A 12,471-nucleotide genomic window follows, 5' to 3' on the forward strand; every position below is an offset into this window, starting at 1 on the left:
TCCCCGTGACAATCAGGAAAGGGAGTAAAGCCGTGTTCTCCAAGAGACTGGCCGCCGGCCTGCTCGCGCTCGGTGTGCTCGCCACCGGTTGTGGGTCCGGCGGCGAGCCCGCCGCCTCCGGCGGACCGATCACCCTCACCCTCAACCTGTTCGGCAACATGGGCTTCAAGGAGCTCTACGCCGAGTACGAGGCGGCGCACCCGAACATCAAGATCGTCGAGCGCACCTCCGCGTACAACGACCACCACCGCAACCTCGCCGCGCACCTGGCCACCAAGCAGGGCGCGGCCGACGTCGAGGCCGTCGACACCGGCTTCGTCGCCCAGTTCCGCGGGCAGCCGCAGCACTTCACCGACCTCAACCAGCACGGCGCGGCGGCGCTCAAGGACCGGTGGCTGCCCTGGAAGTGGGAGGCGTCGCTGGCCAAGACCGGGGCCCAGATCGGTTACGGCACCGACGTCGGCGGCCTGGCCATGTGCTACCGGCGGGACCTGTTCGAGAAGGCCGGGCTGCCCGCCGCGCGGGACGAGGTCTCCAAGCTGTGGCCCGACTGGGCCGCCTACTTCGAGACGGGCAAGCGCTACACGGCGAAGAAGCCCGCGGGGGCCGCGTTCTTCGACGGCGGCCCGCAGGTGTTCAACGCGATGATCGGCCAGGCCCCCGTCGGCTACTACGACACCGCGGACCAGGTCGTCGTCGCGACCAACCCGGAGGTGCGCAAGGCGTACGACCAGGTGCTCGGGGCCGTCGCCGCCGGGCAGTCGGCCAAGCTCGTCGGCAGTTCGCCCGCCTGGAACACCGGATTCGCCAAGGGGCAGTTCGCGACCATCGCGTGCCCCGCGTGGATGCTCGCCAAGATCCAGGACCAGGCCAAGGAGTTCGCCGGGAAGTGGGACGTGGCGGCGATCCCGGGCGGCGGCGGCAACTGGGGCGGCGCCTACCTGACCGTGCCCGCCCAGAGCGAGCACACCAAGGAGGCCGTCGCGCTGATCGCCTGGCTCACCGCGCCGGAACAGCAGGTCAAGGTGTTCACGAAGCACGGCATCCTGCCCTCGACGGTGGCCGGCTACGACAAGCCCGAGGTCACCGGGCTCACCAGCGAGTTCTTCAATGACGCGCCGATCGGCCAGATCTTCACCACCGCCGCGGTCAACCTCGAGCCGCAGTACCAGGGCCCGCGGGCGGGCGACATCCAGACCGCGATCCGCGACGCGATCAACCGCGTCGAGGAGGGCAAGCAGGACGGTCCCCAGGCATGGGAGCAACTGCTCAAGGACGTCGACCGCATCGAGAAGTGAGCCAGGGGCACCGGCGGGCGGGTCAGGGCCCGCCGGTGCCCCTATCCCCCCGGATAGGACCACCGATGACCTCTGCACGAACCCGGCCGCGCCGCCGCTGGGCCTACGTCCTCGACGTCAAGGGCTCGCCGTACATCTACATAGCGCCCTTCTTCCTGCTGTTCGGCGCGGTCGGCCTGTTCCCGCTGCTCTACACCGCGTACGTCTCGATGACCGACTGGAACCTGCTGGAGACCACCCGCGAATGGGTCGGGCTGGAGAACTACGCCGAGCTGATCGGCGACGCGTACTTCTGGAACTCGCTGGTCAACACCGTCAGCATCTGGCTGCTGTCCACCGTGCCGCAGCTCCTGGGGGCGCTGTTCATCGCGCACATGCTCAACCGGAGCCTGCGGGCCAGGACCTTCTTCAGGATGGGCGTGCTGCTGCCCAACGTGACCTCGATCGTCGCGGTCACGATCATCTTCGCCCAGCTCTTCGGCCGCGACTTCGGCATGGTCAACTGGCTGATCGGGCTGGCCGGGCTCGACCCGATCGACTGGCAGGCGGGCACGCTCAGCTCCCACATCGCCATCTCGCTGATCGTCATCTGGCGCTGGACCGGCTACAACGCGCTGATCTACCTCGCCGCCATGCAGGCGATCCCCAACCACCTCTACGAGGCCGCCACCATCGACGGCGCTGGCCAGGCCACCCAGTTCTGGAAGATCACGATTCCGATGCTCAGGCCGACGATCATCTTCACCGCTGTGGTCTCCACCATCGGCGGCTTCCAGATCATCGCCGAGCCGCTGTTGTTCCAGTCGGGCACGGGCAACCCCACGGGCGGCTCGGACCGCCAGTTCCAGACCGTCGGTCTCTACCTGTACGAGCAGGGCTTCGGCCGGTACGAGTTCGGCTACGCCTCCGCGATCGCCTGGACCCTCTGCCTGATCATCGTGGTGATGGCGGTCGTCAACTTCTCCATCACCCGACGGATCAAGAGCGGCTGACCCATGGCGACCATAACCAGACCATTCCGCGGCGTGCTCCGGCCGGGCAGGTCGGCCGGCTTCTGGACCTACGCGGCGCTCATCGCGGTGCTGCTCGGCTCGCTGTTCCCGATCTACTGGTCGCTCGTCGTCGCCTCGCAGAGCAACGACGCGATCGCCAAGGTGCCGCCCGTGCTCACCCCCGGCGGCCACCTGTTCGAGAACATCGCGCGGGTCTTCGACACCACGGTGTTCGGCAAGGCGCTGCTGAACTCCTTCATCGTCTCCGGCTCGGTGACGGTGTCGGTCGTGTTCTTCTCCACCCTGGCGGGCTTCGCCTTCGCCAAGCTCCGCTTCCGGGGGCGCGGCGGGCTGCTCGTCGCGGCCATCGCCACCACCACCGTGCCGCACCAGCTCGGCATCATCCCGCTCTACATCCTGATGGGCGAGCTGGGCTGGACGGGCCGGATCGAGGCGGTGATCGTGCCCGGCCTGGTGACCGCGTTCGGCGTCTTCTTCATGACGCAGTACCTCACCGGAGCCGTGCCCGACGAATTGCTGGAGGCCGGGCGGATGGACGGCTGCACCACGCTGCGCCTGTTCTGGCACGTCGTGCTGCCCGCCGCCAGGCCCGCCGCGGCCGTGCTCGGCCTGTTCACCTTCATGCAGGCCTGGAACGACTTCTTCTGGCCGCTGGTCGTGCTCACCCCGGGGAACCCGACCGTGCAGTACGCCCTCTCCGCTCTGGCCAGCGGCTACACCACCGACTACACATTAGTGTTGACAGGCACCGTGATCGCGACCGTGCCCATCGTGGTCGTCTTCGCGCTGCTGGGCCGCCAGATCATCGGAGGGATCATGTCAGGAGCGATCAAGGGATGACGGCCATCGACGAGCAGACCGCGCGGCGCGCCGCCTTCCCGCCGGGCTTCGTGTGGGGCACGGCCACCTCGGCCTACCAGATCGAGGGGGCCGCCGCGGAGGACGGCAGGGGCCCCTCCATCTGGGACACCTTCTGCGCGATCCCGGGCGTGGTCGCCGACGCCGCCTCCGGCGACCACGCCTGCGACCACTACCACCGCTGGGAGGAGGACCTCGACCTGCTCACCGGCCTCGGCACGGGCGCCTACCGGTTCTCGCTGGCGTGGCCGCGCGTGTTCCCCACCGGGTACGGCCAGCCCGACCGGCGAGGGCTCGACTTCTACCGCAGACTGGCGGACGGCCTGCGCGACCGCGGGATCACCCCGTTCGCCACCCTCTACCACTGGGACCTCCCGCAGGGGCTGGAGGACCGGGGCGGCTGGCGGGAACGGGACACCGCGCTGCGGTTCGCCGACTACGCCGCCGTGGTCCACGAGGCCCTCGGTGACGCCGTGCCGTACTGGATCACGTTGAACGAGCCCTACTGCTCCTCGATCGTGGGCTACGGGGAGGGGCGGCACGCGCCGGGGGCGCGCGAGGGGCACGGCGCGCTGGCGGCGGCGCATCACCTGCTGCTCGGCCACGGACTGGCCGTGGCACGGCTGCGCGAGCGCGCCGGGCCGGAGGAGCAGATCGGCATCACCCTCAACATGTCGCCCACCGTGGCCGGGACCGGCGCGCCCGAGGACGTGGCGGCGGCCCGCCGGATGGACCTGATGGTCAACCGGCAGTTCACCGAACCGCTGCTGGGCGGGCGCTACGCCGAGGACCTGGCCGAGGTCTACGGCCCGATCAGTGACCTCTCCTTCCAGCGAGAAGGTGATCTGGAGATCATCGGCGCGCCGGTCGACTTCCTCGGGGTGAACTACTACTACCGGCTGCACGCCGTGGCGGCGCCGTACGCCGAAGCCGACCCGGCCAGGCGCACGGCGTGCGACCTGGGCGCGCGGACGGTCGAGCCGGCCGCCCCGCGGACCAGCGGCCTGGGCTGGGTCGTCGAGCCGCGCGGGCTGTACGACACGCTGAGCGGGCTGGCCGCCCGTTACCCCGGCCTGCCGCCGGTCTACATCACCGAGAACGGCTACGGCGACCGCGGCGAACTCGACGACCAGGGCCGGATCGCCTACCTCGCCGACCACCTGGCGGTCACCGGCGACGCCATCGCGGCGGGCGTCGACGTGCGCGGCTATTTCTGCTGGTCGCTGATCGACAACTTCGAGTGGGCGCGGGGATACGACGCCAGGTTCGGCCTGGTCCACGTCGACTACCGGACCCAGGCCAGGACCCCCAAGGCCAGCTACGGATGGTTCCGTGACTACATCGCGGACGCCGGGACGGGACGGTGACCCAGCGACCCGCGTCCCCTTCAGGGACGGCCGCCGCATTAGGCTGGGCCGGGTGAGAGAGCCACTGATCGCCCGCATGAGAGAGTTCGGCACGACGGTCTTCGCCGAGATGACGGCGCTGGCCGTACGGACCGGTTCGATCAACCTGGGGCAGGGGTTCCCCGACACGGACGGCCCGCCCGGGATGCTGGCGCGGGCCGTCGAGGCCATCGGCGGCGGCTTCAACCAGTACCCGCCGGGGCCCGGCGTGCCCGCGCTGCGCGAGGCCGTCGCGTGGCACCGCAAGGAGCACTACGGCCTCGACTACGACCCCGACGGGGAGGTGCTGGTCACCGTGGGGGCCACCGAGGCGGTCGCCACCTCGGTGCTCGCGCTGTGCGAGCCGGGTGACGAGGTGATCGTCTTCGAGCCGTTCTACGACTCCTATGCGGCGGCGATCTCGCTGGCCGGCGCGGTCCGCAAGGCCGTCACGCTGCGCCCGGACGCGGGCCGCTTCGCCTTCGACCCCGACGAGCTGCGCGCCGCCGTCGGCCCGCGTACCAGGGCGATCCTGGTCAACTCACCGCACAATCCGACGGGCACCGTGTTCACCCGCGCCGAGCTGTCGGCCATCGCCGAGGTCTGCCGCGAGCACGACCTGATCGCGATCAGCGACGAGGTCTACGAGCACCTCACCTTCGACGGCGTCGAGCACATCCCCATCGCCACCCTGCCCGGCATGCGCGAGCGCACCGTGATGATCTCGTCGGCGGGCAAGACCTTCTCGGTGACCGGCTGGAAGACCGGCTGGATCTGCGCCCCGCCCGCGCTGACCTCGGCCGTGCAGACCGTCAAGCAGTTCGTCACCTTCACCGCCGGCGCCCCCTGGCAGCTCGCCGTCGCCCACGCCCTGCGCCACGAGCAGCCCTGGGTGGCCGACCTCCGCCTGGCCCTGCAGGGCAAACGCGACCGCCTCATGACCGGCCTGGCCGCCGCCGGCTTCGAGGTGCTGCGCCCCTCGGGCACCTACTTCGTGCAGACCGACATCCGTCCCCTCGGGTTCACCGACGGCCTCGCCCTGACCCGCGAGCTGCCCTCCCTGGCCGGCGTCGTGGCCATCCCCACCCAGGTCTTCTACGACAGGCCGGAGCGCGGCAGGCACTTCGTCAGGTTCGCCTTCTGCAAACGCGACGAGATCATCGAGGAGGCCGCCGCCCGGCTGGCCACCCTCGGCGAGGCGGCGCGGGGCGAACGATGACGGTTCACCCTCCACGACAGGTGCCAGAGATCGTAGGCTAGGCGTAACGATCACACGATGCCGTAGTGGGGCGATCGGGCATGGCCGACGAGCACAACTCGCGCAGTCCCGAGCCGGGCAGGCATGCGCGGGAGCCGGACAAGAACCGCAGGGACCGCGACCGTCAGTCGGCCTTCGCGGCGGGCACGGCGCTCACCCTGCTGCTGGGCGGCTGGATCTCCCTTGCCGCCTCCGAGGTCCCGCCGTCCGAGATCCCCCTGCGGGCCGTCGTCATCCTGACCCTCGCAGCCGTCGGCGGCCTCCTCATCCTCTTCGGGACCGCCCTCACGCTGCTGCTGCTGCGCGCGCACGACCGCTTCCCGCACCGGCCGGAGGAGCGCCGGCTGCGGCTGACGCCACCGCGGGCGGCCACGGCGCTCCGGGTCCTGCTCGCCCTGGCGTTCCTCGGCGCGGTGATCGTCGTCGCCAATCCGCCGTGGGGGCAGTGCCGGCTGCCCGCGGAGTTGCGCGTGCTGGCCTCCTCCGAGACGGCTCCGCTGATCGAGACGGTCGCGGACCGCTTCGCCGACGAGCGCCTCGACTGGCGGGGCTGCCGTGCCGTACACGTCTCGGTGAACGCGCCGCGGTCGGCCGCCGACCTGCGCACCTGGCTGAGCGAGGGCTGGGACGGTGAGGTGGCCGGGCCGACGCCCGACCTGTGGGTCGCCGACTCGCTCGCCGAGATCACGGAGGTCGGCGCGAAGACCGGCGGCGAACTCACCCTGGGCGGGAATCCCGAGGTCGTCGCCTCCTCGCCGCTGGTGCTCGCGCTGCCCGAGGCCGACGCGGCCAACCTGGCGGGCCTGACCGACAAGACCTGGCTCAACGTGCTGCGGAAGAGCCTCACCCAGCGCGTGCTGCGGACCCATCCGCGGACCTCCAACGTCGGGCTGTTGTCGACCGTCGGGCTGTACGAGGGCAGGCTCGACGACCGGGGGCTCCCGGAGCGGCAGTACGTCGAGGGCAGGGTCTCGACCGAGGTGGGCTGGTTCGACGACGCCTATGACCTGATGTGCCGCGAGGCCGGCGCCGGCAGTCCGGTCGCTGTCTACCTCACCGAGCAGCAGTTGTACGACTTCAACCAGGCGAGGGCGGGCAAACCCGGCGGCGTGTGGGAACCCGCCGACTGCTCCCGCGCGGTCACCCTGCCCGGCGGCGGCGGACTGCCGCCGCTGCACCCGCTCTATCTGGAGGGCGGCCCGAGCGTGGTCCATCGCTGCGTCCCCACCACCTGGGCGAGCCGCCGCACAGCCGAGACGGTCCCCGCCCTCGCCCGCGCCTTCTGCGCCGCGCTGAAACGGGAACTGCCCCGGCTCGGCCTGCGCTCCGCCGAGGGCCGGCTCTCGGTCACCGACGAGGCGAAATTGCTGAAGCGGACCCCGATCGGGAACCACCGATGGCCCGAACGGCTCGCCCCCACCCTGGCGCAGGCGAAGGTGCCGCCGCAGATCGACCACCTCGCCCTGGCGGTGGACGTGTCGGGTTCCCTGACGAAGCCGCTGAACGCCGGATCCTCCCGCTGGCAGGCGTCGATCAGGACCGCTCAGGCGTTGATCGGCAGCCTGTCCGGGCAGCTCACGACCAGTTTGTGGGCGTTTCCCGACGGCCCGCGCACGTTCCGCCGGGTGATCGGCCCGAGCGAGGCGGCGGCGCGCGACCCCCGGGCGGCGGAGCGTGAACTGGGCCGCCTGTCCGCCGACCGCGCACTGAGCGATCCCCCGCTGCGTGACACGATCGCGGACGGCCTGGCCGCGCTGAGCGGGCAGCGGGGACGGCGGACGCTGATCGTCCTCTCCGACGGCGGCGATCCGTCGGGCCTCACCGCCGATCCCCTCGGCGATCTGAACGGCGTGCAGATCATCGTGCTCGCGTTCGGCGGGCCGGGCTGTGACCAGGCACCGCTGCCCGCCCTCGTCGAGGCCGAGACGATCACCTGCCACACCGCCGACGAGACGGAGCCCGCCGCGGTGCTCAACGCCATCCGGACCGATCTGCTGGACAGGGAGCAGTCTTGACTTCCTCCCCACGCCTGACAAGGGCGGGGGATTCCAACCTTCACAGGCTGGGTTTCCTGCTTCACCGACAACTGCGCCCAGGTAGGCCCGGAATGAGGCGCGCGCTCGCCGCCGCCCTGGCGCTCTCGGTCCTCGCCGTCCCCTCCTGTACGGCGGAGCCCGCCGCCGAGGCCAAGCCGTGCGACCTGACGATCGCCACCGGCACCGACCTGTCGGGCGACGCCCGCCAAGACGTGCTCGACGCCTGGAACGCCGACCCCGCGAACACCGGCGCGCAGGCGTGCTTCGTCGTGGTCGCCGGATCGACCGACGACCAGCACAGCGAGATGCGGGCCGCGGCGCAGGCGGGCAGCGGCCGCTTCGACGCCTTCAACCTCGACATCCAGGCGATCCCCAGTTTCGCCGCCGGCGGGCACCTGGTGCCGATCGACGTGTCGCTGCACGGTGACACCGGCGACTTCTACGACAAGGTCTGGAAGTCGGGCAAGTGGGACGGCACGCAGTACGGGGTGCCGTTCAACAGCGACGCCGGGCTGCTGTTCTACCGTTCCGACCTCACCACCCCCCCGGGGACCTGGGGCGAGCTGCGCGGCCTCCTGTCGGGCACCCAGCCGCGCACCCGGTTCGCCGGCCAGTTCGCCGCCTACGAGGGCCTGGCCGTCAACGCCCTGGAGATCATCCGGGCGCACGGCGGCGAACTGGCCGACGACGACGGCGACGTCCTGCTCGACGACCCGAAGGGCATCGCCGGAATCCAGGCGCTCATCGACGCCGTACGGCCGCCGGTCGTGATCCCCCGCCCCGTCCTGGAGTTCGCGGAGGATCAGGCACTGCGGGAGTTCAAGTCGGGCGACGCCCTCTTCATGCGCAACTGGCCGTACGCCTACCGGGTGCTGGCGGCGTCCCGCACCAAGGGCCTGGCGGTGACCATGCTGCCCTGGCGGAGCGTCCTCGGCGGGCAGTACCTCGCCGTCTCCGCGTACGGCAGGCAGCAGGGCCGGGTCCAGCGGCTCATCCAGGCGCTCACCGGGCCGGCCCAGTCCGCGATGCTGTACCGGTGCGGCGGTTTCGCCCCGGCCCGCGCGTCGGCCTTCGACCTGCCCAGGCCCCGGTGCGAAGTCAGCCCCACGCCGGTGCGGGAGCTGGGCGACGACGTGCCGGAGCTGAGCGACGGCGTGCTGGAGCGGGCCATCCAGGATGCCGTGCCCCGCCCCAAGACGCCCTACTACCTGGAGTTCAGCCGGACCTTCCAGACCGGGCTGCACGCGCTGCTCGCCTGCCACTCCGCGGTCGAGCGGACCGACTGCCGGACCGCCCGGCAGTTCGTCGAGGAGATCACCCCGCGGCTGGAGAGCGCCCTCACCGGCCGCTGACGCCCGCCGACCAGGGCACTTCCCCGGCCACCGCCCCCAGCCCCGGCCGGGTCTCAGGGGTTTGTCACCGCGCGTCGCCGGCGGCTTCCGGTGTCCCGCTCGCCGGGGCGGGCGCCGCCGTCATCTGCCGCCCGCCGAGGAGATCAGCGCGCGCGGGTCGGCCGCCCCGCCGAGGACCCCGCCGGCGACCTCGATGAGATGGGCGTGGCCGAACGCCGACCCGTACGGCGTGACGTTCACGTCATGGCCGCGCGAGCCCAGCCCGTCGGCCCACGGCGTGCCCTGCTCGATGTCGAGGGAGGCGGCTCCGCCCGGAAGCCAGGTGTCGAACCCGGTGGGCCCGGGGGCGATCCGCCAGCGCGGAGCGGTGATCGCCTGCGCCGGCGTCTCCCCGTGGCGCAGCAGCCGGGTGAGCACCTGGAGCAGGACCTGCGGCTGCGCGTCGCCCCCCATGGTTCCCAGTACGGCGCGCAGCGAGCCGTCGGCGCGGGTGACGAGGGCGGGGGCGAGCGTGTGCGGCGGGCGGCGGCCGGGACCGTACTCCGCGGGATGGCCGGGCGACAGGGAGAAGCCGATGCCCCGGTTGTGCAGGTTGATCCCGGTCCGCGGCTCGAACAGCATGCTGCCGAAGCCCGCCGCGTTCGACTGGATCAGTGACACTCCCATCCCGTCGCCGTCCACCGCGCACAGGTAGGTGGTGTCGCCGGGCGAGGTGAGGTCGCGCACGTCCAGGCGGCGTGACGGGTCGATCGCCGCCCGGCGGGCGGCGGCGCCGGCCAGGACGGCGGCCACGTCGGCGTGCTCGTGCAGGACGTCGGGGCGGTCGTGACCGGCGATCCGGGCCGACTCGGCCAGCAGGTGCGCCCAGAGCGGGTCGCCGGGGTCGTCCGGCAGGTCGAGGCCCTCGCTGACGGCCGTCGCGAGGAGCAGCAGGTAGCCCTGCGAGTTCGGCGGCATGGTCCACACGTCGTGGCCGTAGGCGCGGGCCCGCAGCGGAGTGACCCACTCGGCGCCGGGCGTGGCCAGGTCGGCCTCGCCGTACTCGCCCTCGCCGAGGTCGAGCAGGCCGTCGGCGAACTCGCCGAGGTAGAAGGCGGCGCGGCCGGAGGTGGCGAGCGCGGAGAGGGTGCGGCCGACGCCCGGCCGGGTGATGGGGTCGCCGGGGGAGAGGGGGGAGCCGACCTCGGGGAGTACGGCCGCGCCCGGGGCGAGGAGCGGGGAGGCGGGGAAGCCGTCGAGGGCGTGGCCGATCGCGGGGCTGAGGATCTCGTCCAGCGGGAGGCGGCCGAACCGGTCGTGCAGGGCGAGCCAGCCGTCCGCGCAGCCGGGGACGGTGACCGAGCGGATGTCGTGCTGGAAGGGCATCCGGTCGTGCCCTTCGGCGCGCAGCCGGTCGGGGTCGGCTCCGGAACCGGCCCGGCCGGAGGCGTTCAGCGCGACGGGGGGACCGGTGGACGCGTGCACGAGGGCGAACAGGTCGCCGCCCAGCCCGCACATGTGCGGCGCGGTGACGGCCAGGACCGCGTTGGCCGCGATGGCGGCGTCCGCGGCTGAGCCGCCCCGATCCAGCATGGCGAGCCCCGCCGTGGTGGCCAGATGGTCGATGGTGCAGACCATCCCGTTCGCCGCGTATCGCGTTTGGGGCACGGCTCGCAGTCCTTCCGTAACCGGGATAAATCACGATTTAGAGGGCGATCCTAGCCGGGTGGCCGCGGGCCGTACCAGGTGGTCAGTCGGTGGAGCGTGCGGACCTGAGCGGGAGCTCCTTCAGGGCCAGCACGGCGACCGCGCCCAGGATCGCGACCGGCACGCCGACCAGGAACACCATGTTGATGGCCCGGGTGAAGGCTTCCAGGACGATGTCCAGCACCGGCCCGGGCAGGTGGCGGATCGCGTCGGGGGCGCCCAGGTTGGGGGTCGCGCCGCCGGTGAGCGGGATCTTGGCGGCCCGCAGTCCGGCCGTCAGCTCCGCGCTGAGCCGGTTGGACAGGATCGCGCCGAACGCGGCCACGCCGACCGCGCCGCCGAGCGAGCGGAAGAAGGCCACGCCCGAGGTGGTGGAGGCCATGTCCGTACGGTCCACCGAGTTCTGCGCGGCGAGGATGAGGATCTGCATGCACGCGCCCAGCCCGATGCCCAGCACGGCGATGTCCACGCCGACCACGATCAGCGAGGAGTCGACGTGCAGCCCCGAGAGCAGGAACAGCCCGGCGGCGACCAGTAGCATCCCGGCCACCGGGAAGACCTTCCAGCGTCCCGTCCTGGTCACGATCCGGCCGGTGACGATCGAGGAGAGCAGCAGGCCGCACACCATGGGCAGCGTCATCAGGCCGGAGGCCGTCGGGCTCAGGCCCTTGACGATCTGGAGATACTGCGGCAGGAACATCAGCGCGCCGAACATCGCCGCGCCGACCAGCAGCGAGGCCAGCGCGGTGAGCACGAAGGTGCGGTTGGCGAACAGCCGGGGCGGCAGGATCGGCTCGGCCGCCCTGCGCTCGGCGAACACGGCCAGCGCGAGCATGACGAGGCTGAGCGCGCCCAGCCCGTAGGTCCAGGCGGAGTTCCAGGCGAACTCCTGGCCCCCGAAGGACAGCAGCAGCATCAGCGCGGTGGTGCCTCCGGTGATGAAGGTGGCCCCCCACCAGTCGACCTTGGCGTCCCGCCGGACCAGCGGGAGCTTGAGCACCTTGTGGATCACGACGGAGGCGACGACGGCGAGCGGCACGCTGATCCAGAAGCACCAGCGCCACGACATGTTGTCCACGATGAACCCGCCGAGCAGCGGCCCGGCGACGGTCGCCACACCGAAGACGGCGCCGATGTAGCCGGAGTAGCGCCCGCGCTCGCGCGGCTCGACGACGTCGCCGAGGATGATCTGGGGAAGCGCCTGCAGGCCGCCCGCGCCGATGCCCTGGACCGCCCGGGCCGCGATGAGTTGCCCCATGTCCTGTGCGAAGCCGGCGGCGACCGAGGAAAGCACGAAGATCAGCAGCGACACCTGGAACATGCGCTTTCTGCCGTACAGGTCGGAGAGCTTCCCCCACAGCGGGGTGGACGCCGTCATCGTCAGCAGTGTCGCGCTCGCGACCCAGGCGAGCTGCTCCTGGCCGCCGAGCGTGCCCACGATGGTGGGCAGCGCGGTCCCCACCACGGACGTCGAGATCATCGACGTCAGCATGGCGAGCATGAGGCCGATCATGATCTCCAGCACCTGTTTGTGCGTGAAGCGCGGCGCCGCCTCGGCCTCCACCTGTTCTTCGGTCAGCAAGTG

9 protein-coding genes are annotated in these 12,471 nt (G+C 71.7%); 7 read left to right on the forward strand and 2 right to left on the reverse strand.

Annotated features, from left to right (window positions below; translation table 11 throughout):
• Nucleotides 1–32: 32 nt before the first annotated feature.
• The 7 genes from MBA17_RS12620 (at nucleotide 33) to MBA17_RS12650 (ending at nucleotide 9,200) form a co-directional block, all read left to right on the forward strand.
• Nucleotides 33–1,298 (forward strand): ABC transporter substrate-binding protein, encoded by a 1,266-nt coding sequence (locus MBA17_RS12620; protein ID WP_238496589.1) that lies wholly within the window; start codon nucleotides 33–35, stop codon nucleotides 1,296–1,298.
• Between the two features lie 65 nt (nucleotides 1,299–1,363).
• Nucleotides 1,364–2,290: a carbohydrate ABC transporter permease gene (locus tag MBA17_RS12625; protein ID WP_238496590.1), complete on the forward strand. Its 927-nt coding sequence runs from the start codon at nucleotides 1,364–1,366 to the stop codon at nucleotides 2,288–2,290.
• A gap of 3 nt (nucleotides 2,291–2,293) precedes the next feature.
• Nucleotides 2,294–3,151, forward strand: coding sequence for a carbohydrate ABC transporter permease (locus MBA17_RS12630; protein ID WP_238496591.1), 858 nt, complete (start codon nucleotides 2,294–2,296; stop codon nucleotides 3,149–3,151).
• Complete coding sequence (locus MBA17_RS12635; protein ID WP_238496592.1) at nucleotides 3,148–4,536, forward strand: GH1 family beta-glucosidase; 1,389 nt, start codon at nucleotides 3,148–3,150, stop codon at nucleotides 4,534–4,536. The genes MBA17_RS12630 and MBA17_RS12635 overlap by 4 nt, the downstream gene beginning before the upstream one ends.
• Before the next feature lie 52 nt (nucleotides 4,537–4,588).
• Nucleotides 4,589–5,773: a pyridoxal phosphate-dependent aminotransferase gene (locus MBA17_RS12640; protein WP_238496593.1), complete on the forward strand. Its 1,185-nt coding sequence runs from the start codon at nucleotides 4,589–4,591 to the stop codon at nucleotides 5,771–5,773.
• Between the two features lie 65 nt (nucleotides 5,774–5,838).
• Nucleotides 5,839–7,827, forward strand: coding sequence for a substrate-binding domain-containing protein (locus MBA17_RS12645; RefSeq protein ID WP_238496594.1), 1,989 nt, complete (start codon nucleotides 5,839–5,841; stop codon nucleotides 7,825–7,827).
• A gap of 92 nt (nucleotides 7,828–7,919) precedes the next feature.
• Nucleotides 7,920–9,200 carry an extracellular solute-binding protein gene (locus MBA17_RS12650; protein WP_238496595.1) on the forward strand — a complete coding sequence of 427 codons (1,281 nt, stop codon included), beginning with the start codon at nucleotides 7,920–7,922 and terminating at the stop codon, nucleotides 9,198–9,200.
• Between the two features lie 120 nt (nucleotides 9,201–9,320).
• On the opposite strand, the gene MBA17_RS12655 is transcribed toward MBA17_RS12650, so the two are convergent.
• The gene (locus MBA17_RS12655; RefSeq protein ID WP_238496596.1) at nucleotides 9,321–10,847 is read right to left on the reverse strand and encodes a gamma-glutamyltransferase family protein; all 1,527 of its coding nucleotides are present in this window, start codon (nucleotides 10,845–10,847) and stop codon (nucleotides 9,321–9,323) included.
• Nucleotides 10,848–10,929: 82 nt separating this feature from the next.
• A complete protein-coding gene (locus MBA17_RS12660) occupies nucleotides 10,930–12,468 on the reverse strand; it encodes an MDR family MFS transporter (protein ID WP_238496597.1) in 1,539 nt (512 codons plus the stop codon).
• Between the last annotated feature and the right edge of the window lie 3 nt (nucleotides 12,469–12,471).

Origin of the sequence: Dolomitihabitans soli (genome assembly GCF_022213955.1) — a bacterium.
GTDB lineage: Bacteria > Actinomycetota > Actinomycetes > Streptosporangiales > Streptosporangiaceae > Streptosporangium_A > Streptosporangium_A soli.

What these genes read in the sequence shown, in the direction of transcription:
- MBA17_RS12635 (WP_238496592.1), top strand. Translation starts at nt 3,148, where the DNA reads ATGACGGCCATCGACGAGCAGACCGCGCGGCGCGCCGCCTTCCCGCCG.
- MBA17_RS12650 (WP_238496595.1), top strand. Translation starts at nt 7,920, where the DNA reads ATGAGGCGCGCGCTCGCCGCCGCCCTGGCGCTCTCGGTCCTCGCCGTC.
- MBA17_RS12630 (WP_238496591.1), top strand. Translation starts at nt 2,294, where the DNA reads ATGGCGACCATAACCAGACCATTCCGCGGCGTGCTCCGGCCGGGCAGG.
- MBA17_RS12625 (WP_238496590.1), top strand. Translation starts at nt 1,364, where the DNA reads ATGACCTCTGCACGAACCCGGCCGCGCCGCCGCTGGGCCTACGTCCTC.